Origin of the sequence: Streptomyces sp. NPDC001401 (assembly GCF_042895385.1) — a bacterium.
Lineage (GTDB): Bacteria > Actinomycetota > Actinomycetes > Streptomycetales > Streptomycetaceae > Streptomyces.
On sequence record NZ_JBIAWI010000002.1, the window covers coordinates 481335 to 504769 of the forward strand.

A 23435-nucleotide genomic window follows, 5' to 3' on the forward strand; every position below is an offset into this window, starting at 1 on the left:
ATCCAACACAGCCCCGCGCCCCCCAAAAAAGGGGGGAGTTTCAGCCCTGCGGTTCTACGGTCCGCATGATCCCTCGTGCCGCCAAGTGCCCCTTGTCGTCGGCCCGTTCGGCCAGCACTACCGCCGGGCGCCCGCCCTGCCTGCGCAGTCGCATCCACGCGTCGAAGTACGCACCGCCCGGACCGGATACGGAGCGGGTGGCGGGCGTGCAGTTCAACACCAGGGCGGTGTCGCGGAGTTGGGGGGAGGTCGGCTTTGCGCGGAGTTCGGCGACCGTCTCCGCCAGGGCCTCGGCGATCGGCTTGGTGTGGCCCGTCGCGTCGAACAGGCCCAGGGTGTACTCCAGTTCCGGGTAGTCGGCCAGTGAGCGGTCCACGTCGTGGGAGCACCACCAGGTCACGCCCCAAAGGCCTTGGCAGTCGGCCGCGTTGAGGATTGTGGCGCGGGCGAAGTCCGGGGCGTCGGCCGCCGGGATGTGCGGTTCGGGGGCGCCCGTCTCCTGGACCCAGACGGGCCGGGACGGATCGTCGGCGTAGGCCTTGGCGAGTTCCGTGCCGTACTCGGCGAGGTGCTGCACCTCGAAGGAGGCGGGGCCGTAGCGGCGGGCGCAGTCGGCGGAGAACACCCACGGGTGGACGGTCGTCACGTCGCCCTTGCGGGCCGAGGCCTCGGGTGTGAACGGGTGGTCGTCGCCGTACCAGGCGGCGTCGTAGGCGGAGTGCGTGGCCAGCTGCCCGGGGCGCAGGCCCTCGCGGGCGGCCGCCAGCAGCGTGTCGAGGTAGTGGTCGACCTCGGCCGCCGTCACCGGGTTGTGCTCGACCAGGTTGTTGAGCTCGTTGCCCAGCTGGAGGCCGATGAGGTTCGGGCGGTCGGCGAGGGCGCGGGCGAGCGTGCGCAGCAGCTCCGCCTGTGCCTCGACGGCCTCCGGGTCGGTGAAGACGTTGCGGTGGTGCCAGCTGCGGGTCCACTCCGGGTAGAAGTCGAAGCTGGACAGATGCCCCTGCACGCCGTCCACCATGACGTCCAGGCCGGCCTCGGCCGCCAGGTCGACGAGCTGCGCCAGCTGGTCGACGGCGGCGGTGCGGATGAGGGTGCGGTTGGGCTGGAGCAGCGGCCAGAGGTGGAAGACCCGGACGTGGTCGAGGCCCAGCCCGGCGATCTGGGCCAGGTCCTCGCGGGCGTGCTGCGGGTCGAAGTCGTGCCAGGCGTGGAACCAGCCGCGGCGGGGCGTGTAGTTGACGCCGAAGCGGAGCGTAGGGATGGGATCCTCCTCGGGTCGCCGACCCTCCGGGTCGGGGGCTTGTCCTGGCTGAATGTATCAACCACCATGGTCGATGATGAATAACGATTTCAACCAAGAGCCCGGTGGCCATCAGGACTCCGGTGAACCGGAGCTGGTCGTCGGCCTCGACGCCGGCGGCACCCGCACCCGCGCCGTCCTCGCCACCGCCGCGGACGGCCGCCTCCTCGGCGAGGGCGCCGCCGGTCCCGGCAACGCCCTCACCGTCCCGCTGCCCCAGCTCACCGACCACCTCGCCGAGGCGGTGGCCGGGGCGGTGCCGGAGGCCGCGCGGGGCAGGGTCGTCGCCGTGGGCGGCGGTTTCGCGGGTGCCACGGGCGCCGACGAGGACGACTCCGGCCGCCTCAACGCTCTGGCCGCGCTCACCGCCGCCCTGGGCCGGCTGGGCATCGTCGTCGACTCGATCGCCGTCAGCAGCGACATCGAGGCCGCGTTCGCCTCCGCCCCCGGCACCCCGGCCGACGGTCTCGCCCTGGTCGCCGGTACCGGCGCCGTCGCCATGCGCATCACCGGCCGCCGCTGTACGGCGACCGTCGACGGCGACGGCTGGCTCCTCGGCGACGACGGCAGCGGCTTCTGGATCGGCCGGGAGGCGGTACGGGCCGCGTTGCGGATGGCCGACGGGCGGGGCGGGCCGACAGTGCTGGCGGGCGCGGTGGGGAGGGCGCTGGGGTTGCCGGCAGAGGTCCTGCCCGGCGCCGCTTCCGGTGGCGCCGACTGGTCCCGCGCCGTCCGCGAGGCCTACCGCATGCACCTGCTCCCCGTGGTCATGGCCGAACCGCCGACCCGGCTCGCCCGGTTCGCCCCCCTGGTGGCCGAGGCGGCACGCGACAAGGACCCCGCGGCGCAGGCGATCCTCGACCAGGCGGTGGTCCAACTGGCGGACACCATCGCGGCGTTGGAGCCCCGCCGGGGCGAACGCGTCGTAGCCACTGGCGGTCTGCTCGGCCCCGACGGCCCCCTGACCGTGGCCCTGTCGGCCCGCCTACAGTCCCGTGGCCTGAGCCTGGACTGGGTGGCGGACGGCTGCCGGGGCGCCGTAGCCCTCGCCCGACTCGAATCAGGACGCCGACTGTGACGACGTATCGCGACCCCGCCGCGCCCCTCGACGCCCGCGTCCGCGACCTCCTCGCCCGTATGACCCTCCGTGAGAAGGCCGGTCAGCTCAACCAGCGCATGTACGGCTGGGATGCCTACCGCCGCACCCCCGACGGCGGGTACGAACTGACCGACGCCCTGTACGCCGAGACCGACCGTTTCGAGGGACTCGGCGCCCTGTACGGGCTGATGCGCGCCGACGCCTGGTCCGGTGTCGACCACACCAACGGGCCCGGCGCCCGGGACAGCGCGGCCCTTGCGGAGCTGGTGCAACGGCACGTCCTCGAGCGCAGCCGGCTCGGCATCCCCGCGCTGTTCGTCGAGGAGGTGCCGCACGGCCACATGGCCCTGGACGGCACGGTCCTCCCCGTCAACCTGGCCGTCGGCGCCACCTGGGATCCCGGGCTGTACGAGCGCGCCGCCGCCCATGCCGCCGCCGAACTGCGCGCCCGTGGCGGGCACTTGGCCCTGGTCTCGGCCCTCGACATCGCCCGCGACCCCCGCTGGGGCCGCACCGAGGAGTGCTTCGGCGAGGACCCGTACCTCGCCGCCCGCCTGACGGAGGCACTCGTGCGCGGTATGCAGGGGGAGCCCGCGGAGTTCTTCCCCGACGACAAGGCCCCCGTCGTCCTCAAGCACTTCGCCGGGCAGGGCGCCACCGTCGGCGGCCGCAACTCCGCCGAGTCCGAGCTCGGGCTCCGCGAACTCCACGAGATCCATCTGCCCGCCGCGCGCGCGGGCGTCCGTGCCGGAGCCGCCGCCGTCATGGCCGCCTACAACGAGGTCGACGGGATGCCCTGCTCCGGCAACCGCGCCCTGCTCACCGGGCTCCTGCGCGAGAGCTGGGGGTTCGACGGGTTGGTCATGGCCGACGGGCTGGCCGTGGACCGCCTCGCCCGGATCACCGGCGACAAGGTCTCCGCCGGCGCCCTCGCCCTCGACGCCGGTGTCGACCTGAGCCTGTGGGACGAAGGCTTCACGCACCTGGAGCAGGCCGTGGAGAAGGGGCTCGTCGAGGAGTCCGTCCTCGACGCCGCCGTCGCCCGCGTCCTGCGCCTCAAGTTCCGGCTCGGGCTCTTCGAACGGCCCTACGGTGGGGGCGAGTTGCCGTCCTCCGAGCAGGGCCGCGCCGTCAGCACCGCCCTCGCCCGTGCCTCGGTCACCCTCCTCCACAACAACGGCGGCGCCCTCCCGATCCCGGCGGCCGTCTCCCGTATCGCCGTCCTCGGACCCCAATCCGCCACCGCCGCCCACCAGTCGGGCGACTACACGGCTCCTCAACGCACCGGCAGCAGCGTCCTCGACGGCCTGCGCAAGCTCGCCCCGTCCGGCACCGACATCCGCCACGCCCGCGGCTGCGCCCTCACCGGCGGCGACCTCTCCGGCATCCCCGAGGCGGTCGCCGCGGCCGCCGCCTCCGACGTCGCCGTGCTGGTGCTGGGCGGCAGCAGCGCCCGTAGCCCCGAGACGGACTTCGCCGCCAACGGGGCCGCGCGCACGGCCGTTTCGGAGATGACCTGCGGAGAAGGCGTCGACCTCGCGGGGCTGCGGTTGGGCAGGGCCCAGTACGTCCTGCTGGACGCCGTCGTGGCGACGGGTACGCCGACCGTCGTCGTCCTGATCCAGGGCCGCCCGCACATCGTGCCCGAAACCGCGGCGGCCCTGCTCACCGCCTGGTATCCGGGCCCGTGGGGCGGCGACGCGATCGCCGAGGTGCTGCTCGGGCACGCGGAACCCGTCGGCCGCCTCCCCGTCTCGATGCCCCGCTCGGCGGCCCAACTCCCCGTCCACTACAACCACAAGGACACCGAGTACGGCGGCTACGTGGACGAGAGCGCCGAGCCGCTGCACTCCTTCGGGCACGGGCTGTCGTACACGAGCTTCGCGTACGGCCCCCCGAGCACGGACGGGCACAGCGTCACGGTCGACGTCACCAACACCGGGGAACGGCACGGCCGTACGGTCGTGCAGGTCTATCTGCGGCGACTGATCACGTCCGGATGGCCGCGCACCCTCGAACTGTTCGCGTTCGAGGGTGTCGACCTGGTGCCCGGCGAGTGCCGTTCGGTCACCTTGACGCTCGACAGGGACCGACTCGCCGGGACCAAGACCGTGGAGATCCGGGTCGCTCAGTCCGCGCGGGCCGCGCTCACCGCCGTACCCGCCGTGCTGGATCTCAGAGTTTGACGGCTCCCGAGGAGACGCCCTTGTAGAACCACCGCTGGGTGATCACGAAGAGCACCAGCACCGGGATGACGGAGATCACCGAACCGGCCATGACCACCCGCTGGTCGTAGCCGAACGACGAGCTCTGCAGCCGGGAGAGGCCCAGCGTCAGCGTCATGTGGCTCTCCGAGCGGAGCACGATCAGCGGCCACAGGAAGTCGTCCCAGGCGCTGATGAAGGTGTTGATGGTGACCACCATGATCGCGCCCCACGCTGACGGCAGGTACAGGTACTTGAACCGCTGCCACTCGTTCGCGCCGTCGAGCATCGCCGAGTCCTCGATCTCGCGCGGCACGGCGAGGAACGCGCCGCGCATCAGCAGGACGTTGATGGCGCCGACGAACCCGGGCAGCCACACGCCCACCAGGTTGTCGACCAGGCCCAGGTCGCGGATGCTCAGGAACAACGACACCATGATCGACTCGAAGGGGAACATCATGGAGGCGACCAGCACCACCCAGACCGCCTTGCGGCCCTTCCAGCCGGGCTTGGAGAGCATGTAGCCGGCCGTGGTGGAGAAGAGGAGCTGGCTGACGATCGACAGGACGACCACGATCACGCTGTTGCGGATGTACGTGGCCACCGGCACCTGGTCGAAGACCTGCCGATAGGCGCGGAGCGTCGGGTGGTGGGGGAGGAGCGAGGCGTTCGCGCCGAAGACGTCCTCGCCGACACCCTTCAGCGACGCCAGGAACTGCCAGACCAGCGGGCCGACCGTGATGCCGAGCACGAACAGCAACAGCAGGTAGCGGACGACGAGTTCGCGGGGGCGGCCGTAGTCGCGCCAGCGCGGCATCAGGCGCCGGGGCTTCTCCACTGCGGTCGTCATGCCTCGTCCTCCTTCGTCAGGCGCTGCGCCAGCAGGGTCAGGCCGAGGGTGAGTGCGAACAGCGCGACGCTGACCGCGGAGCCGTAACCGGCGTTGCCGGTGAGCGGGTCCAGGCCCACGTCGCGGATGTAGAAGGGCAGGGTGCGGTCGGCGCCACCGGGGCCGCCGGTGGAGCTGCCCAGCATGTAGATCTCGGTGAACACCCTGAGCGAGCCGATGCCGGTGAGCGTGCCGACCAGCATCATGGCCTGCCGTACGCCCGGCATGGTGATGTGCCAGAAGCGGCGGACCGCGCCGGCGCCGTCCATGGAGGCCGCCTCGTGCAACTCCTTGGGCACGTTCCCCAGCGCGGCCAGGTAGAAGATCATGTACCAGCCGAGCCCCTTCCACAGCGTCAGGCCCATCGCGGAGAAGAGGATGAGCCAGGAGTCGGAGAGGAACGGGACGGCCGACTTGATCAAGTGGGCCTTCTGCAGCCAGGTGTTGACCAGCCCGTCGTCCGCCAGCAGCCACTGCCAGCTCAGGCCGACGACCACGCTGGAGGCGAGCACGGGGGTGTAGAAGGCGGAGCGGAAGAAGCCGATGCCGGGGAGGTTCCTCTCCACCAGGACGGCCAGCATCAGCGGCAGGAGCACCATCAGGGGTACGACGATCACGGCGTAGAGCAGGCTGTTGCGGGTCGCCAGCCAGAAGTCCGGGTCGTCCAGCATGCGGGTGTAGTTGTCCAGCCCGACGAAGCCCGCGGCGCCGCCGAGCGGCTTGGCGTCGGTGAACGACAGCAGGACGGTGTTCAGGAACGGGAACACCCCGAAGACCACCGCGCACACGATCGCCGGCGCGGTCCACAGCCAGGGAAGCCACCAACGGCGGTACAGCGCCGCGCCGTTGGCGCCGGGCGCGGGGCCGGGCAGCAGCGCCCGGACGATGCGGCGGGCGCGGGACGGGGCCGTGCCCGGCACGGAGGCTGTGCGCTCCGTACCAGGCACGGTCACCGGCTTTGCGGTCTCGGTCGCCACGCTCAGCCCGCCTGCTTCAGCAGCTCATTGGCCTTGGCCTGGGCGTCCTTGACGGCCTGTGCGGGGCTCTTCTTGCCCTGCATGGCCAGCTGCACCTGCGCCACGATCGCGTTCTGCACGGCCGGGGAGAGGTTGGTCTGGTAGGCGGTGGCCGTCTTCAGCTGTTCGGCGACGAGCTTGCGGGCCTGGGCGAAGGGGTCGTCACCGGTGACCTTCTGGAAGAACGGGTCGTTCAGCGAGCTGGTGGTCGTCGGGAAGATCACCACGTTCGGGTCCTTGCACCAGGCCGTCTGGTTCTCGGCGTTGGTGAGGAACTTGGCGAAGGCGAGCGCCACGGGTGCGTGCTTGCTGGTCGCGGCGACCGATATGTACTGCGGGGCGGCGGTGGTGTGGCCGAGCGCGTCGAAGGGCTGCTGGCCGACGGCCGTCCTGGCGTAGACGGACGGGCTGTTCTGCTTCACGAACCGCACGAAACTCGGGTTCGTCGAGCCGTAGGCGACCTTGCCCTGGCTGTACAGGGTGGAGGGGTCGTTGCTGGAGGACAGCGAGTCCTTCGGCATGGCGCCCTCCTTGTACAGCTTCGCCATCCAGGCCACCCACTGGGTAGTCCTCGGATCATTGGCGAAGACGGCGGACTTGCCGTCGGCGGACAGCGTCTTGATGTTCATCTGGTCGAAGTCGGCCGGGATCCGCCAGACCGGGTTGGCCATCGTCGCGTAGTACTTGCCCTTGCCCGCCTTGGCGATCTTCTCGTAGTCCGCGAACAGCCCGAACATGGTCGTCGGCGGCTTCTCCGGGTCGACCCCGGCCTTCTTCAGCAGATCGGTGTTGTACGTCAGCAGGACGCCGCCGGTGTACCAGGGGAACACCGTGTGCGCCGACGCTCCCAAGGCGTCCTTGAAGGTGCTGGACTTCCAGAACGCCGGGACGAAGGGCTTGTCGGCGCCGGGGTCCTTCACGCCCAGGTTGAGCAGGTAGCCGGCCTTGGTGAGGGCGGTGGCCGTCTCGGCGTTGACGTTGATGACGTCGGGCAACGTACAGGCCTGGGCGTCGGCCACCGTCCGCTGCGTGAACGTGTTGTCGCCGGGATCGTCGATCCACTTGACCTCGGCGCCGGGGTTGGCCTTCTCGAAGGACTTGATCACTCCGTTGAAGAAATCCCCGAAGTCTTTCTTCAGATTCGTCGTCTGGAAGGTGATCTGTCCCTTGACGTCACCCGTCAGCTTTCCGGAGCCGACGTTGCCCTTGTCGACCTTGCAGCCCCCGGCGGTGCCGTCCCCGCCGCCGGAGCCGCCGGACAGGCCGCAGCCGGCCGCCGTCAGCGTCAGGGCGATGATTCCCGCCACGGATGCGGTGAGTCTTCCAGCGCGCATGTCCACCCTCCTGGGACCAGCCGAGGGGCTGGTTCAATCAACCAACTTCGACTCCGATTGATGAAAAGGTGGACCAGAATTCATCGGAGGTCAATGGGTTGCCGTGTTGCGTTTCGGTTCCGTCGGTGATCAGTGGCGGTGTTCGTGGTCCGGGTGGGAGGGGTCGCCGGGGTGCTCGTGCCCGGCTGCGTACACCACTTCGGCGCGGGCCTGGTCGAACCAGTCGAAGAAGGCGCGACGGCCGGCGGCCTGCTGGAGATCGCGTTCGACGCCGTCGCGGACCTGCTTGTACGGCAGGAAGTCCGCGGGCGCGGCCCGGCCGAACGGGTCGACTCCGCGCCGTAGCGCGTCCGCGGTGAGGTAGCGGTCTCGGTTGCGGTCGTAGTAGTCCCGTACGGCGGCCTCGGGCACTTCCTGCTCGGCCTCCAGCTCGGCGAGCAGGGCCCGGGCGGCCGGGGAGTGGGCCAGTGCCGCGGCAACGATGCTGCCCATGTCTGCGACGTCGGTGCCGGCGACTTCCAGTACCTGGGTCGGGGACACCTCTTCCGGTGGTGCCAGGCCCCGTTCTTCGCAGGCTCGGCGGGCGAGTTCGTCGGCGACGACCACCTGGGTGGCCCAGCGTCGGCGTTGGCGTTCCGCGCGGGCCGAGAGTGCCTCGTTGTGTTGGTGGGCGGGTGCGGCTGCGTTGTGGCTGGTCGCGCCCGCGCGGCGGAGCCGCATATCGAAGCTGCCCGCGCCCCTTTGGGGCGCTACCGGGACCGTTTCCAAGAAGGCGTCGACCCGAGCTTTTGGCACGGTCTCGCCTTCTACCACCGCGGCTTGTTCCGTCATGACGTAACCTCCAGCACGATCGCCTCCGTGTACGCGACCCGCCCGTGCCAGGCGATCTTCGCCATCAGCCAGTACGAGCCCGGGTCGATCGCCCCGCCGTCCACGTCCACGAAGACGTCCAACTGCTCCCCGGGGCCCACGGTGAACCCTTGGCAGCCCGGGTCGACGCCTCCCCAGGTGTGCCAGGAGGACACGGTCCACAGGGTGCCGTTGACCGGGCCGAGGGTGCTGTTGCGCAGGGTCACCGGGACGCGGGCCCGCTCGCCACTGCGTACGCTGATCCGATCGACTCCCAGGTCGGCGGCGAGAGTTGGTGCAGCGTGGCGCTCGCCCGGAACGTCGAGCGCCACGACATCCTCGTACGTCTGGCCCTCGTAGGTCAGACGCGCGGTCAGCCAGTGCCGACCGGGTGGGGCCTCCTCCGGTGGTGTCACCGTGATCTCGCCGAGCGTGAAGCCGCCGGGGCCCAGCGCGTACGGCACCTCGGCGGGCTCGGCCCGCCAGCCGGACGGGACGCCGATGGTCACGGTGCCGGAGACGGGCGCGTCGGTCAGCTCCGAGGCGATCCGGACCGTCGCGGTGACCGGGCCGTCCGAGGCGGTGAGTACGGTCGGGGAGACGTAGGCGGTCACCGGCATGTTGCCGCGGGGTGCCGGGCCGGAGTTGTGCAGCCAGTAGCGGGTGTGGATCGGCTGCGCGGGCTCGTGCGCGGCAATTCCGGGGGCGTACGGCGGCCTGGTGCCTTCGGGCGGTGTGGCCAGCAGCGTCGCCACCTCGAAGCCGGTCAGGCCGACGTCGAGCGCCCCCTGCCCGTCGGGTGCCAGCGCCTCTCCGGGCGTCTCCAGTACGTTCGCCCGGGCGCCCCGCACCCATTTCTTCGGCCCGCGCACCCGCGCCCGAGCCGGGCGCCCGTTGACCTCGTGCATCCGTACGACGACTCCGCGCCCCGGGTCGGCGGGCGCCACGCTGCCGCGCGCGAGCGGCGACCCGGCGGGCTTGAGGGCGTCGAGCAGAACCTCGCCCGCGGGCTCCACGGCGAGCAGGGTCGACTCCCTCGGCAGGGAGGGAGTTTCCGCGTGCCCTCGTATTCGCCCGGTGAGCGGATGGTTGAACTCATGCCCCACCCGCGGAAGTTGCTGCTCCCGCCAGTCGCCCTCGCCCGCGACGACCGCGTACTCGAAGGTGTGGGACCAGCGCTGGAGCTGGAACGCCGAGCCGTCGGGGGCGGTGCGGCGGGGCGGGTCGACCCAGATGCCGGACGGCCAGCCCGTGCAGGAGCGCATCAGCGACATGTAGAGGTCGCCCGAGGAGGTGACGACACAGCCCGGCGTGCCCCGGTTGAGGACGGCGAAGCCGCGCCCGTCCCAGGCGTCGCCCGGCGGCAGCGCCTCGCCGCCGCCCGCCGCCGTGGCCGTGACGGTCGCGTCGTCCAGGTCCGCGATCAGTGCGTCGACCGCCTTGGCGTCCCCCTCGGCGTCGGCGCCCGCCACCACCAGCAGCGGCAGCCGTTCGAGGTCGCGCAGATCGGCCCCGGGCACCCACTCCTCGCGCAACGAGGCGCGCGGCGCGACCCAGACGGCCGCCACGGCGCCCTCGGCGAGCTGCCGCTGCAGCTCGCGTCCGGCGGCCGGGTCCCAGCCCAGCGCCTCGGCGACGACGGAGTTGCGGTCCGGGCCGCCGACGGCGATCCGGATGTCGGGGAGGTTGGAGTCGACCTCCAGGTCGCCGTAGCGCGGGCCGCCGGCGATCGTCGAGGTCGCCGTGACCCCGGCGCGCACGAGGGCCGCCGCGAGCGCGGTACCGAGCTCACCGGCCTCGTCCCAGGACGCGTACACGAGCTCGGCGACTCCGATGGACCGCCGGCCGATCAACTCCCCTTCGCCGTCCCGCAGTTCGACCCGCGCCGTCGACCCGAGCCCGAACCATGTGTTGGCCGGATTGTCCAACGTCCACGGGAACTGCTCGCTGTCCACGTCGACGAACCCGAACCCGCGCCCGATCACCGCGTCCGCCACCTCGTGCACCGGCAGCCCGCCCTGCACGTCGGAGGGCCAGCGCACGCGGATCAGCCGGTCCGCGCCGTCGTAGCCGTCGATGGCGGTGGTCACGTCGAGACGGCCGACGCCCTTCCATAGGGTCAGCCGCTGGGTGTAGGTGAACAGGCCGAGGTCGCCGCGGACCGTGATCCGGGACCCCGCCGGCGAATGTGCCACTTCCACGGAAGCCGCCACGTTTCCGCCGCGGGCCACCGTGGTGCCCGTCGGCGTGAGGTGCCAGGGACCCTCGCCGAAACGCGGGTGCCTCGGGTACTCCTCCTGCACGACGAGCTCGTTGCCGATGTCCCCGGCGCGCAGCAGCTCCCGGCCGCCCTCGGCGAGCGCGCGCAGGCTGCTGACGCCGCCGCCGCGCGCGGGGTCGACCGTCACCTCGTAGAACTCGTTGCGGATGGTGGTGCCCTCGCCGGGCGCCCACTCGGGGACGGAGCCCTCGGCGAGGGGGAGGGCCTTGAAGCCCATACCGGGCAACTCCGGTACGACGACGTGGAGTTGACCGTCCTCGCGGACGGCGGGCAGGCCGACGGGTACGAGGCCCGGGTCGTCGACCGTGAGGACGTCCCGCCGCTGCCAGGTCGCGGAGTTGAAGACGACCAGGTCGGCACCGTCGCCGGGGGTGACCTGGTCGGCGAGGGCCTGGGTCGCGTCGGCGTGCACGGTCTCGGCCAGGTCGGCCAGCTCGCGCCAGCCGGTCATCAGGTCGATGTAGACCTGGTCGGACTCGGAGCCCGTGATGGCGTCGTGGTGGGCGCCGTAGATCAGCTGCCGCCAGGCCTTGTCGAGCGCCGCGTCCGGGTACGGATGCCCGGTGACCAGCGAGGCGAGCGTCGCCCAGGCCTCCGCGTCGGCGAGCAGCGTCTCGCCGTACCGCTGGGCCTGCTTGGTGTCGATGTAGGAGACGTCCTTGCCGGTGTAGACGGGGTTCATGTCCCGGGTCTGCGGGGAGGCCTTGCGGCCCTCGGCGTCGAGCTGGGCGCGTACGGCGGCGAAGAAGTCGCGCGGGATGCCGCTGACGAACCGCGGCCAGACGTACCGCTCGTTCCAGTCGCGGTGGATGGCCATCACCCAGCGGCACGGCGGCGCGTAGTCACCGCCGACCGGGAGCAGCACGTTGCGGGTGAGCGCGACCTTCTTCAGACCCCTGAACAGCTTGAACGCGGCCGCCTCCGCCTCGGGGAGGGTGGGCGCGTTGTCGATCGCCCAGCCGGCGCCGTAGTGATTGACCATGTAGGCGGTCAGCAGGCCGCGCCCGGACGGGGCGATCCAGCTGAACTTGGCCGGGAACTGCATGCGCCCGGGATCGCGCGGCTCCTCACCGAACACGGACAGCGTCGGCCCCCACTGGTGGAACGGCCCGCGCGCCCACGAACTGGAGCTGATCCCCGCGTCCGCCATCAGCCCGGGGAACTGCGGATCGTGCCCGAAGGCATCCAGCTGCCAGGCCGTCTCCGGCGAACCGCCCATGATCCCGCGCTGGAACCCGTCGCCGTACAGAGCATTGCGTACGGTGGCCTCGGCGCCGGTGAGGTTGGTGTTGGGCTCGTTGTAGGTGCCGCCCATGATCTCGACGCGGCCGGTGCGCATCAGTTCGCGCAGGAAGGCGCGTTCCTCCGGGTAGGCGTCCCAGTACGGCTTGAGGTAGTCGACCTCGGCGAGCACGAAGGTGTAGGCGGGGTCCCGGCGGGCCAGGTCGCAGTGGGCGCGCACCAGGCTCATCCCGGACTGGCCGCGCGAGTCGAAGGTGCGGGCGGGCAGTCCGGTGACGGCCGGGTCGTCGGCGACGTCCCAGGTCTCGGTGTAGGCGGCCTGGGTGTTCCACCACACGGGGTCGTAGTGGAAGTGGCTGACCATGAACATGGTCCAGCCGGGTTCGGCGGCGGTGAAGCCGACGGTGCGCTCCGCGGTGAGCCCGGGGTCGTCGGCGTCCTCGGCGGTGACCGTGACGTGGGTGCCGTCGCCGGGGGCGAGGTCGGTCGTCACAGGTATCTCGGCGCGGAGCGTGCCGTCGTCGCCCATGGTCGCGATCGTCGTGCCCCGGGCGCCCGGGCCGTCGACGGCGATGCGGACCGTGCGGCCCGGGGTGTGGCTCAGTTCGACGGCCATCACCTGGTGCGGATGCTCGGGCGTCCCGACGAAGAGCTCGGTCGACTCGGCAGAGGTGACGCGCATGGGTCTCCTACGAGGATGCTCGGGGGAGCCCCATCCTGGCATCGCCGGGATGATTCAAACAACCATCGTCACGTTTCCTCGGTGGTTCATCCATGCAACCGAGGTCCGATTTCACCTCGTCCGGCGCGACTTCACCGCGTGCTGCGGGGCGATGTGGTCGGTCAGCGCGAGCGAGGCGCTGGCGCGCTGGTAGGAGAGCTGGCCGACCCTGACGTAGAGGCAGTCGACGATCATCAGGACCGAGTGGCGGCCGCCGATGCTGCCCGTGCGGAAGCTGGTCTCCGAGGTGGCCGAGATGAGCCGGATGTCGGCGGCCCGGGCGAGGGGCGAGCGCGGGTCGGTGGTGATGGCGACGGTGGTGGCACCGCGCTCCTTGGCCATCTCGAACGGTTCGAGCGTCTCGCGGGTGGCACCGGAGTGGGAGATGCCGATGGCCACGTCGGCCGGCGTGAGCAGGGCCGCGGAGGTGGCCGCCCCGTGCACCTCGGTCCAGCCGCGGACCGCGCAGCCGATGCGGAACAGCCGGGTCTCGGTCTCCTGCGCCACCGTGCCACTGCCGCCGACGCCGTACACATCGATCCGCCGGGCCTTGGCCAGGGCCTGAGCGGCGCGCTCGACCGCGTCGAGGTCGATACGGTCGATGGTCTGCTGGATCGCACGCAGGTCCGCGCTGCCGACGACCTGGACGACCCGCTCCAGGCTGTCGTCCGGCGAGATGTCCGGCCCGATCTCGGCGGAGCCCCAGTCGGAGACCTCGCCGCGGCCGCGCTCCTGGGCCAGCTCGATCAGCAGATGCTGGTAGGAGTCGAGCCCGATGGCGCGGCAGAAGCGGGTCACCGTCGCCTGCGAGGTGCCGGTGCGACGACCCAGTTCGGCGGCCGAACAATGGGTCACGGCGGCCGGATCCTCCAGGATCAGCTCGCCGACCTTGCGAAGGGATCCGGCCAGCCGGGGAAGCTCGGTGCGGATCAGTGTGGTGACGTCCGTCGAAGGCATGAGGAGAAGGTATCAGCCACCCTTCGGGGTGCGGATTGAATACCAGGACCACGGGAGCGGGACTGAAGCGGGCGATGTTCGCTCATTGCTCGCTGCATGGGCCATGTGATTTATTGATTCACCTGTGGAGTCGTGTGGGGTGGTTCAATCCACCAGTGGGGAGTGTCGCGTGTCCGTCGAGTCTGTGAGCGCCGAGGGCTTCGCGCGGGAGAGCCTGGCCGTCCTGGCGAACATCACCGAGTCCGCACGCGAAGAGGTGGCGGGCGCCGCCGGACTGATCGCCGACTGCGTCCGCTCGGACGGCGTGATCCAGGCGTTCGGCACCGGGCACTCCCAGGCGATGGTCCTCGAAGTCGCGGGCCGCGCGGGCGGCCTGGTCCCCACCAACCGGCTCCAGATCGCCGACCTCGTCCTGTACGGCGGCGACGCCCCGAGCGTTCTCGACGATCCGCTCCTGGAGCGCGAGCCCGGTGTGGCCGAGCGGCTCTACCGCCTCGCGGGGCCGAGCCCTCAGGACCTCTTCGTGATCATCTCCAACTCCGGCGTCAACAACGTCATCGTCGAAATGGCGCTGCACGCCAAGGAGCGCGGGCACCGGATTCTGGCCATCACCTCGCTCACCCACACCCGGGCCGTCCCTGCGGGCCATCCGAGCGGCAAGAAGCTCGCCGACCTGGCCGACGTCGTCCTCGACAACCGGGCTCCGCGGGGGGACGCGCTGCTGGAGCTTCCCGGCGGCGGTTCCGTCGGCGCCGTTTCCACGCTCACCGGCGTGATGCTGGTCCAGATGGCCGTCGCAGAGGCTTCGAAGCTGCTCCTCGACTCCGGTGACCGCCCGCCCGTCTACGTCTCGGCGAACGTCCCCGGTGGGTTCGAGAGCAACCTGGAGCTGGAGAAGCGGTACGCCGGGAGGATTCGGCGCACCGCCAGTTAGGTCTCGGGGAGGTTCTGTATGCGGTCGGGGTGTTCGTCAGCCGGTCGGTGCCGGTCCGCTGCTGCGCCGGACCACGAGCTCCACCGGGACCAGCGGCTCGACCGGCACCGGCTCGGTGCGGCCCTCCACGCGGTTCAGCAGGAGCCGTAGCGAGCGGGTGCCGATCTCCGTGAAGTCGGTGCGCACGGTGGTCAGCGGTGGCAGCAGGTGGGCCGCCTCGGGGATGTCGTCGTAGCCGACGACGCGGCTCATCGGCGGTGTGGGGGCTGTCCCATAAGTGTTCGATGTTGTGGTGTGGGTCACAGCGGGTCTAGGGTGAAAGTGCTTGGAGGACCGCGCCCGGGCGTGCCGATCGGCGGCACGTGACCGGGCCTGCTCCAGGTGAGGGAAGTGATCTCCTTGTCCGTCGCCTGGGACGACATCGGCGGACTCGTCGATGCCCACGAACGTTTTCTGGCGGGTGCGCGGGTCGAGGCGGATGTCCGGGGTTCGGTGCTCGAGTCCTGGAAGCGCTGCCGCTCCGTGGGGCTCGAGCCCGACCATCTGCTGCTCCCCTACGAGCAGGGTCTGACCCTGGACGAACGGTTCCTGCGCGCGGCCGACCCGGTGCTGGCGGAGCTGGCCGCCTCGCTGGCCGAAATGGGCATGACGATCGCGCTGTGCGACGCGCGGGGCCGCATGGTGCGGCGCCTCGACGGCGACCTGCGGCTGCGCGACCGCCTGGACGAGGTGAACTTCGCCCCGGGGTTCGACGCCTCCGAACCGGTGGCCGGCACCAACGGCGTCGGCACCGCACTCGCCGCGCGCGGCCCGGTCTATGTCGTCGGCCGTGAGCACTTCGCCGACTGTCTGCAGCCGTTCGCCTGTGCGGGCTCGCCCGTCCGCGACCCGCTCAGCGGACGGATCGAGGCCGTCCTCGACCTCACCTGTCTGCGCGACGACGGCGACCCCACCATGCTGCGGCTGGTCCGCGCGGCCGCCCGGGACATCGAGGGCCGCCTGCTCGAACAGGCCACGGAACGCGAACGCGCGCTCCTCGCCGCCTACCGGCGGGCCGGCCTCGGCGCGGGCGGGGCAGCACGGCCGCCAGGCCCCCCGGCGCCGGGCCACGGGGACGGGCACAACGGCGACGGTCTCGGCCGGATCGACCTGGCCGTACTGCGCGAGCGGGCCGAGGAGCTCATCGCCTCGCCGGGCCGCACCCTCGACGAGGTACCGCTGTCGGGCGGCCGCATCGCCACGCTGCTGCGGCGTCAGGTCATGGGCGCGGCCGGGGAGACGGGCGCCGCCGTGGAGGCACGCATCCTGGGCGGGCCGCGGCTGACCGGGCTCGGGCTGCCGACGTCGCCACCGGTTGCCGGGCCGGTACCGGTGGCGACCCCGGGGGCGGACGGGGTGCCGGCGGCCGCGCGCGAGGCGACCGCCCCGCCGGTGACCCCGCCCGCCGTCGTCGTACGAGCCGTCGTACCGCCGCCCCCGCCTGCGGAAACCGTCGGCGACATCCTCGACGGTGCCGAGAGCCGACTGCTGCTCGTCGGGGAACCCGGCGTAGGACGGCTGGCCGTACTCGCGCGCAGGCGGCTGGAGTTGCTGCATGACGCAGGGCTGCGGATCGGCACCACCCTCGACGTCACCCGCACCGCGGAGGAGCTGGCGGAGGTGACCGTGCCCCGGTTCGCCGACTTCGTCGCCGTCGACCTGCCCGACGCGGTGCTGCGCGGCGAGGAGCCGGAGGCACTCGGCGGCCGGTCCGCGCTGCGCCGGGTCGCCATCCGCGCCGTACGCAAGCAGCCCGCCAACCTGTACGACGTCGGCGACACCGTCGAGTACGTCCCGTCCACGCCGCAGGCCCGCTGCCTGGAACTCACGCAGTCCGTCATGGAACCCGTCCTGGCAGAGGCGGGCGGCTGGCTCGCACAGGACCCCGAGCGGCTGGAACGGGTGCTCGCGGCGGGCGTCCACTCCCTGATCACCGTGCCGGTGCGGGCCCGCGGCACCACGCTCGGCGTGGTCAGCTTCTACCGCTCCGAGAAGCCCGCCTCCTTCGAGGACGACGACCTCTCCCTCGCCCAGGAGCTGGTCCTGCGCGCGGCGATCTGCATCGACAACGCCCGCCGCTACACCCGCGAGCACAACACCGCACTGGCCCTGCAGCGCAGTCTGCTGCCGAAGGGCCGCCCCGAGCAGAGCGCCGTCGAGGTCGCCTACCGCTACCTGCCCGCGCAGGCCGGCGTCGGCGGCGACTGGTTCGACGTCATCCCGCTGTCCGGCGCCCGCGTGGCCCTGGTCGTCGGGGACGTCGTCGGCCACGGCCTGCACGCGGCCGCCACGATGGGCCGGCTGCGCACCGCCGTGCACAACTTCTGCTCCCTGGACCTCCCGCCCGACGACCTCCTCGCCCACCTCGACGACCTGGTGGGACGCCTGGACCGGGGCGAGGGCTGGGCGGTGGAGAGCACCCAGGCCGACTCCGGCATCGTCGGAGCGACCTGCCTCTACGCCGTCTACGATCCGGTGTCCCGGCGCTGCACCCTCACCCGCGCCGGGCACCCCCTGCCCGCCGTCGTCGCCCCGGACGGCACGGTCGAGTTCGTCGACCTGCCTCCCGGCCAGCCCCTCGGCCTGGGCGGCATGCCCTTCGAGACCGTCGAGCTGGAACTCGCCGAAGGCAGTCAACTGGTGCTCTACACCGACGGGTTGGTCGAGGACCGGCTGCGCGACATGGACTCCGGCCTGGACCGGCTCCGTACCGTCCTGGCCGTTCCCGACCGGGCCCCGGAGGACACCTGCGAGTCGGTCCTCGACGCCCTGCTGCCGGACCGGCCGAGCGACGACGTGGCCCTGCTGGTCGCCCGCACCCATGTCCTCGGCCGGGAACGGGTCGCCGAATGGGACCTGCCCAGCGATCCGGCGGTCGTCTCCCGCGCCCGCACGGCGGTCACCGGCCAACTGGCCGCCTGGGGCCTGGACGACCTTGCCTTCACCACCGAGCTGGTCGCGAGCGAACTCGTCACCAACGCGATTCGTCATGCCACCGGCCCTGTCCGGCTTCGTCTCCTGCGCGACCGTGCTCTTCTCTGCGAGGTCTCCGACGGGAGCAGTACCTCGCCGCGGCTGCGGCGTGCTCTTACGGAGGACGAGGGTGGGCGTGGGTTGTTCCTGGTTGCTCAGCTCACGGAGCGGTGGGGGACGCGGTATACGCCGTACGGGAAGGTGATCTGGACGGAGCAGCCGCTCCCGTGACGGCTGCGCCGGCGGTGCCGATTTGCGGCTCCGCCGCGGGGGTCGCGACTCGGCTGCGGGCCCGTCGTGGCTGGTCGCGCAGTTCCCCGCGCCCCTTTGGGGCGCTGCTGTACCGCAGCGGATTTCGCCGGGCCCGCTTGGGTCACCAGCCTGTAAGCAACAGGTGGTTGACCAGCAGGGCCAGTACGGCCTGTGCCGCGAGCCAGCCGCGTGCCCCCGTCAGGAAGGCGCAGCTCGGCAGGAGCCACATTGCGAACGGGAGCCAGATGCGTTCCGTTTCTGCCTTGCTCATGCCGGAGGCGTCGGCGATGAGGAGGGCGAGGAGGGCGGCGGCCATGAGGACGGTGAGGCGGAAGGCGGGTGCGGGGGCGCGGCGGGTGAGGGTTGTGCCCGTGCGGCGCAGGCCCGCCGCGGTTGCCGGGCCGACGATGAACACCGTGCAGGCCAGGTTCGCCCACACCCAGTAGCTGTACGGCCGGACGCCGCCCGCCCCCTGGTAGTAGCGGGTGACCAGCAGGCGGTACGCCTCCCACCAGTCGAAGCCCAGCGCGGTGAACACGGCCGGGACGACGGCGAGTCCGGCGAGGAGGAAGGGGAGGGGGCGGGTGCGGTTCGAGCCGAGGAGGAGGACCGCGGCGGCGATCACGGCGAAGAGTGTGAGGCCGTAGGAGAGATAGGCGGTCAGGCCGAAGAGGAGGCCCGCGGTGAAGCCGGTTCGTCGCGGGCGGTGGCCCGTCACCGCCAGGGCCAGGAACGCGGTCGCCCAGGCGGCGACCGCCGAGAAGTAGCCGTCGGCGGACGTGCCCACCCACACCGCCGCCGGGGCCAGGGCGAGGAAGGGGGCCGCGCGCCGGGCGAGCCTCTCGTCGGCGAGTGTCCGTACGGCGACGAGGACGGCGACCGTCGCGGTCGTACCGACGGTGATGACGAACGCGCCCGCCCAGCCGCCGCCGCCCAGCCCGATCCGGTCGAGGAGGACGAAGGTGACGGTGGCTCCCGGGGGATGGCCGGCCACGTGCGCGGGCCAGCTGTCGGGAGAGCCGCCGATGATGTGGTGGGTGAAGTCCCGCAGGGTGTCGGGGATGTCGTGGAAGCGGCCGATGACCCGCAGGTACTCGTAGCGCGGCGTCAGCTGTTCGGCGATGCCTCGGTACCAGCCGTCGACCAGGGCGAGGGACCATGTCCAGGCCAGCGCCGTCCCCCAGGTCACGAGCAGCAGGGGGCGCCAGGGCAGGCGGGCGGCGAGCGCGGGGCCGTACGCCACGGCGGCCGTCGCGACGGCGATCGCCGCCGGAGTGCCGGGGCCGACGTGCGGCTCCCAGGTCGCCAGGAGCGGGGGCCAACCGACCCGGAGCGAGCCGTTGCGGTGCTCGATGCCGGTGCCGATGACCACGGCCGTCACCACGAGCAGCGCGGCGGCCGCGGCGGCGTACAGGTCTCGGCGGAGGTCGCGATTCACGGCGCACACGCTAGGCCGCGGGGCCTCGACCGGACGGCTGACATGCATGGACGTCAGAGTTTCGTCATGGTTCGCGGACCCGTTTCCGGGGTGCTCCGGACCTACGGTCGGGGCATGAGACGGACTCCCTTCTCGCCCTCCTTCTGGCGCAGCCCCTTGCGCGGCCCCTGGTTCACCTCTGTCCTCGGCATCGTCCTGCTCGGCGGCATCACCGTGCTGTTCGTGACGGGACTGCTGTCGTACGCCGCCTACAACCCGGACCTCTCGCGGGTGAACGACAAGACCCCGGACAAGGGGCTCCTCGGCTTCTACCTCTTCTCCTGGCCGACCGATCCGCACTGGCTGTACCGGCTCACGCAGGGCGTTCACGTCACCCTCGGGATCACGCTGATCCCCGTCCTGCTGGCCAAGCTGTGGTCGGTCGTACCGAAGCTGTTCACGCTGCCGCCCGCCCGCTCCCTCGCGCACGCGCTGGAGCGGATCTCGCTGCTTCTGCTGGTCGGCGGCGGCCTCTTCGAGTTCGTCACCGGCGTGCTGAATGTTCAGCTCGACTACGTCTTCCCCGGCTCCTTCTACCCGCTGCACTTCTACGGCGCGTGGGTCTTCTTCGCTGCGTTCGTCGCGCACGCGGTGCTGAAGACGCCGATGGCCCTCCGCAACGTGCGCGGTATGCGTCGGCCCCCTCAACTGCCGGAGGAGGAGCGGGAGTTGGTGTCCCCGGACCCCGATCCGCCGACCGTTTCCCGGCGGGGTGCCCTCGGGCTGGTCGGAGGCGGCTCGCTGCTGCTGTTCGGCACGACGGTCGGGCAGGACTTCGACGGGCTGCGGTGGAGCGCCGTGCTCGCCCCGCACGGGGGCGCCGAACCCGGCAGCGGGCCGGGCGGCTTCCAGATCAACAAGACCGCCGCGTACGCCGGCATCAGTGCGGCGGAGCGGAGCGAGGAGGCATGGCGGCTGACCGTCACCGGGCGCACGGGCACCGTCCGCCTCAGCCGCGCCGAACTGCTCCAACTGCCCCTGCACAGCTCGGCGTTGCCCATCGCCTGCGTCGAGGGCTGGTCGACCTCCGACCAGTGGTGGCGCGGCGTGCGGCTGCGGGATCTCGCGGCCCTCGTCGGATACGACGGCGATCCGCCCGACGTGTTCGTGGAGTCGCTGCAGCGGCACGGGGCCTTCCGGCGGGCCGCCCTGCGCGCCAACCAGGTCGCCGACCCGCGTTCCCTGCTCGCCCTGTTCGTCAACGGCGAGGAGCTGACCCCCGACCACGGCCATCCGGCACGGGTCATCGTGCCCGCGGCGCCCGGTGTGCTCAACACCAAGTGGGTGGCGCGGATGACGTTCGGAGACCTGTGATGATGCGCCCTCGGTTCGTGCTGCCGGTCGGCAGCCCGTTCCAGATCCTGCTGCTGGCCTGCTCGTTCGCGCTCGCCGCCTATGCGGGGGTGCAACTGCTCGCGGGGGACTGGTTCGGGGTCGCGCTGTGGTTCGTGGGCGCGGCGCTGCTGCACGACCTGGTGCTGCTGCCGCTGTACGCGGCGGCGGACCGCGCCCTCGTGAAGGCGGCGGGCCCGCGGCGCAGGTGGGTGGGGTACGTCCGGGTGCCGGCCGCCCTGTCCCTGCTGCTTCTGCTGGTCTGGTTCCCGCTGATCGGCGGGCAGGTGGCGGGGCGTTACGCGTCCGCCACCGGCCTGTCCGCGGACCGCTTCCTTGCCCGCTGGCTGCTGCTGACCGCCGTACTGTTCGGCGGCTCGGCGGTGCTGTTTCTGCTGCGGCTGCGCAGGGCGACGAAGCAGCGGCCGCCGGCCGTCCACTGATCCACGGCACGCCAGCCCGTGCGGTGTGCGTGCCGCAGCAGGGCGGGAGTGCCGAGCCGGGCCCAGGGGAAGGCGTGCCCGGCGGCGCCCCTGGCGTCGGTGACGTGGACCAGGACCCGCTCGTCGACGTCCGGTGCCGGAACCGTTTCGGCGATCAACAGGCCCCCTGGGACGAGGAGTTGGGCGATCCGGTCGAGCAGGATGCGCGGTTCGCCGCCGATGCCGATGTTGCCGTCGATCAGGAGGGCGGTGCCCCAGCGGCCCTCTGCGGGCAGTGGATCGAAGACGGAGCGGTGCAGGGCGCTGGCGCCGCGGGCGATGGTGCGGGTGATGGCAGCTTCGCTGACGTCGATTCCGAGCACTGAGCGCTCGGCTGGAAGAGGTGCGATGGGTTGTCTGTCGTCTGCGGCGCCGTCGTGGCTTGTCGCGCAGTTCCCCGCGCCCCTTAGGGGTGGTGCCGAGCCGTAGCGGGCTTCGTTCTGCCTGCTTAGGGCCGCGACCAGGCGGCCTGGGCCGCAGCCGATGTCGAGTACCGGGCCCTCGCAGCGGCGTAGGACCTCCAGGTCGGCGGCGTCGGGCTCGGCGCACCAGCGTTCGATCTCCAGGAGGAGCAGCCAGCCGTCTGCGCGGCGCAGGAACAGGGGGCCCTGGCCGGTGTTCAGGGCGTGGGCGTAGGGGTCGGTGGACCAAGTGCCCTCGTCGGAGGGGGCATTGACGTGGGCCCCTGCCTGCCGTCCGATCCGTGGCGCCAGTTCCGCCGTGCCGCTCATCGGCCCGCCTCCGTGAGGCGCGCCAGTTCGGTCGCGAACCGGCCTTCCGGTGCCGCCTTGGCGACCAGTTCGGCGTCGTACGCCGTGTCGACGTCCCGCAGGAGCGGCAGCTCCCGTACCCGAAGTCCCGTCAGCCGGGCGCGCTGGACGGCACCCGTGTGCGCCGTCGACATCGGGACTCCGCGCAGGAGTGAAGGATCCGGGGCGGCCAGGCCCAGCGCCCAGAAGCCGCCGTCCTCCGCCGGGCCGAAGTACGCGTCGCAGTCCGCGAAGTCCACACCAAGCAGCTCAGGCGTCACCTGAGGGGTGTCCATGCCGATGAGGAGGGCCGGGCCGTCGCAGTGCGCGAAGGCGGCTGCCAGCCGTTCGTCCAGGCCGCCCGTGCACTGCCGTAGGACCTCGAAACCGGGCGGCAGCCAGGGGCCTGGTTCGCCCTCCAGGACCAGGACCCGGCGGCGGGCAGGGGTGCGCGCGACCGCGTCCAGGGTGTCCGCGAGGGACGCCTCCGCAAGCTCGGCGGCCTCTTCCGGCGTGAACGGCGGTGTCAGCCGGGTCTTGACCCGCCCGGGCCGCGGCTCCTTGGCGATGACCAGCAGGGTCGTGGTCACGGGCGGGCTCCTTCCTGCACCGGCGGCTCGGCCAGTACCCGGCTCATGTCCCGTACCGCCTGCCAGGTGCCCCGCCAGGTGCCGGTCACCTTGGAGGCGCCCGCGCGCGGGCCGTACGGGACCTCGTACTCGGCGATCCGCCAGCCCGCGTCGGCGGCACGGACGACCATCTGCAGGGGGTAGCCGCTGCGGCGGTCCGTGAGGGCGAGGGACAGCAGCGGCTCGCGGCGGGCGGCGCGCAGCGGGCCGAGGTCGTGCAGACGCAGGCCGGTGCGGCGGCGGAGGAGGCGGGCGAGGGCGAGGTTGCCCGTGCGGGCGTGCAGCGGCCAGGCACGGAGCGACCGCGCACGGCGCCGGCCCAGCACCAGGTCGGCCTCCCCGGCCCGGATCCGCTCCACGAACGGCACCAGGTCGGCCGGGTCCAGCGTGGCGTCGCAGTCGCAGAAGCAGACGATATCCGCCGTGGCCGCCGTCAGACCCGCGTGGCAGGCGGCGCCGAAGCCGCGCCGCGCCTCGTGCACGACGGTCGCGCCGAGGGCGCGGGCGATGTCCGCCGAGCCGTCGGTGGAGCCGTTGTCCACGACGAGCGCGCGCCAGCCGGGCGGGATGCGGTCCAGCACCCGGGGCAGGGCCTCGGCCTCGTCGAGGCAGGGGAGCACGACGTCCACGGACGTCGCGCCCGGTTCTCGTTCGTCTCGTACATCTCGTACGTCGG

Annotated in this window: 15 protein-coding genes and 2 pseudogenes; 5 read left to right on the top strand and 12 right to left on the bottom strand. The window is 72.0% G+C overall.

What is annotated here, in order from left to right:
* Positions 1-40: 40 nt before the first annotated feature.
* A pseudogene (locus ACFY10_RS09800) lies at positions 41-1329 on the bottom strand (cellulase family glycosylhydrolase).
* Between the two features lie 8 nt (positions 1330-1337).
* Between ACFY10_RS09800 and ACFY10_RS09805 the strand changes: the two are divergent.
* A complete protein-coding gene (locus ACFY10_RS09805) occupies positions 1338-2378 on the top strand; it encodes an N-acetylglucosamine kinase (protein ID WP_390664922.1) in 1041 nt (346 codons plus the stop codon).
* The gene (locus tag ACFY10_RS09810; protein ID WP_390664533.1) at positions 2375-4585 is read left to right on the top strand and encodes a glycoside hydrolase family 3 N-terminal domain-containing protein; all 2211 of its coding nucleotides are present in this window, start codon (positions 2375-2377) and stop codon (positions 4583-4585) included. The genes ACFY10_RS09805 and ACFY10_RS09810 overlap by 4 nt, the downstream gene beginning before the upstream one ends.
* Here ACFY10_RS09810 and ACFY10_RS09815 read toward each other — a convergent pair.
* The 6 genes from ACFY10_RS09815 to ACFY10_RS09840 form a co-directional block, all read right to left on the bottom strand.
* On the bottom strand, positions 4575-5453 hold the full coding sequence (locus ACFY10_RS09815; protein ID WP_390664534.1) for a carbohydrate ABC transporter permease: 879 nt from the start codon (positions 5451-5453) through the stop codon (positions 4575-4577). The genes ACFY10_RS09810 and ACFY10_RS09815 overlap by 11 nt on opposite strands.
* Entirely contained in the window at positions 5450-6469 is a 1020-nt protein-coding gene (locus ACFY10_RS09820) for a carbohydrate ABC transporter permease (protein WP_390664535.1), read from the bottom strand. The genes ACFY10_RS09815 and ACFY10_RS09820 overlap by 4 nt, the downstream gene beginning before the upstream one ends.
* A 2-nt stretch (positions 6470-6471) precedes the next feature.
* Positions 6472-7842 (bottom strand): extracellular solute-binding protein, encoded by a 1371-nt coding sequence (locus tag ACFY10_RS09825; RefSeq protein WP_390664536.1) that lies wholly within the window; start codon positions 7840-7842, stop codon positions 6472-6474.
* A 129-nt stretch (positions 7843-7971) separates the two neighbouring features.
* Complete coding sequence (locus ACFY10_RS09830) at positions 7972-8673, bottom strand: peptidyl-prolyl cis-trans isomerase (protein ID WP_390664537.1); 702 nt, start codon at positions 8671-8673, stop codon at positions 7972-7974.
* Positions 8670-12896 (bottom strand): NEW3 domain-containing protein, encoded by a 4227-nt coding sequence (locus tag ACFY10_RS09835; RefSeq protein WP_390664538.1) that lies wholly within the window; start codon positions 12894-12896, stop codon positions 8670-8672. Before ACFY10_RS09835 ends, ACFY10_RS09830 begins: the two co-directional genes overlap by 4 nt.
* Before the next feature lie 111 nt (positions 12897-13007).
* Positions 13008-13892: a MurR/RpiR family transcriptional regulator gene (locus ACFY10_RS09840; protein ID WP_123968103.1), complete on the bottom strand. Its 885-nt coding sequence runs from the start codon at positions 13890-13892 to the stop codon at positions 13008-13010.
* A gap of 169 nt (positions 13893-14061) precedes the next feature.
* Here ACFY10_RS09840 and ACFY10_RS09845 point away from each other — a divergent pair, with 169 nt between their 5' ends.
* Positions 14062-14826 carry a sugar isomerase domain-containing protein gene (locus ACFY10_RS09845; RefSeq protein WP_390664539.1) on the top strand — a complete coding sequence of 255 codons (765 nt, stop codon included), beginning with the start codon at positions 14062-14064 and terminating at the stop codon, positions 14824-14826.
* A gap of 36 nt (positions 14827-14862) precedes the next feature.
* Here the strand turns inward: ACFY10_RS09845 and ACFY10_RS09850 are convergent.
* A pseudogene (locus tag ACFY10_RS09850) lies at positions 14863-15069 on the bottom strand (substrate-binding domain-containing protein); the annotation flags it as partial.
* Positions 15070-15216: 147 nt separating this feature from the next.
* Here ACFY10_RS09850 and ACFY10_RS09855 point away from each other — a divergent pair.
* Entirely contained in the window at positions 15217-18069 is a 2853-nt protein-coding gene (locus ACFY10_RS09855; RefSeq protein WP_390664540.1) for a SpoIIE family protein phosphatase, read from the top strand.
* 142 nt (positions 18070-18211) lie between these two features.
* Here the strand turns inward: ACFY10_RS09855 and ACFY10_RS09860 are convergent, their stop codons facing one another.
* Entirely contained in the window at positions 18212-19576 is a 1365-nt protein-coding gene (locus ACFY10_RS09860) for a hypothetical protein (RefSeq protein WP_390664541.1), read from the bottom strand.
* A 66-nt stretch (positions 19577-19642) separates the two neighbouring features.
* On the opposite strand from ACFY10_RS09860, the gene ACFY10_RS09865 reads away from it, so the two are divergent.
* Positions 19643-20881, top strand: coding sequence for a molybdopterin-dependent oxidoreductase (locus tag ACFY10_RS09865; protein WP_390664542.1), 1239 nt, complete (start codon positions 19643-19645; stop codon positions 20879-20881).
* A gap of 316 nt (positions 20882-21197) precedes the next feature.
* Here the strand turns inward: ACFY10_RS09865 and ACFY10_RS09870 are convergent, their stop codons facing one another.
* From ACFY10_RS09870 to ACFY10_RS09880, 3 genes are read right to left on the bottom strand one after another with little or no spacing between them, the layout of a single operon-like run.
* A complete protein-coding gene (locus ACFY10_RS09870) occupies positions 21198-22112 on the bottom strand; it encodes an SAM-dependent methyltransferase (protein ID WP_390664543.1) in 915 nt (304 codons plus the stop codon).
* Positions 22109-22720 carry a DUF2064 domain-containing protein gene (locus ACFY10_RS09875; RefSeq protein ID WP_390664544.1) on the bottom strand — a complete coding sequence of 204 codons (612 nt, stop codon included), beginning with the start codon at positions 22718-22720 and terminating at the stop codon, positions 22109-22111. Before ACFY10_RS09875 ends, ACFY10_RS09870 begins: the two co-directional genes overlap by 4 nt.
* Positions 22717-23388 carry a glycosyltransferase family 2 protein gene (locus ACFY10_RS09880; protein ID WP_390664923.1) on the bottom strand — a complete coding sequence of 224 codons (672 nt, stop codon included), beginning with the start codon at positions 23386-23388 and terminating at the stop codon, positions 22717-22719. Before ACFY10_RS09880 ends, ACFY10_RS09875 begins: the two co-directional genes overlap by 4 nt.
* Positions 23389-23435: the final 47 nt, after the last annotated feature.

Coding starts and splice junctions, on each gene's coding strand:
- ACFY10_RS09870 (WP_390664543.1), bottom strand. CDS start 22,112: ATGAGCGGCACGGCGGAACTGGCGCCACGGATCGGACGGCAGGCAGGG.
- ACFY10_RS09865 (WP_390664542.1), top strand. CDS start 19,643: ATGAGACGGACTCCCTTCTCGCCCTCCTTCTGGCGCAGCCCCTTGCGC.
- ACFY10_RS09860 (WP_390664541.1), bottom strand. CDS start 19,576: ATGCATGTCAGCCGTCCGGTCGAGGCCCCGCGGCCTAGCGTGTGCGCC.
- ACFY10_RS09825 (WP_390664536.1), bottom strand. CDS start 7,842: ATGCGCGCTGGAAGACTCACCGCATCCGTGGCGGGAATCATCGCCCTG.
- ACFY10_RS09830 (WP_390664537.1), bottom strand. CDS start 8,673: ATGACGGAACAAGCCGCGGTGGTAGAAGGCGAGACCGTGCCAAAAGCT.
- ACFY10_RS09815 (WP_390664534.1), bottom strand. CDS start 5,453: ATGACGACCGCAGTGGAGAAGCCCCGGCGCCTGATGCCGCGCTGGCGC.
- ACFY10_RS09805 (WP_390664922.1), top strand. CDS start 1,338: ATGAATAACGATTTCAACCAAGAGCCCGGTGGCCATCAGGACTCCGGT.
- ACFY10_RS09835 (WP_390664538.1), bottom strand. CDS start 12,896: ATGCGCGTCACCTCTGCCGAGTCGACCGAGCTCTTCGTCGGGACGCCC.
- ACFY10_RS09840 (WP_123968103.1), bottom strand. CDS start 13,892: ATGCCTTCGACGGACGTCACCACACTGATCCGCACCGAGCTTCCCCGG.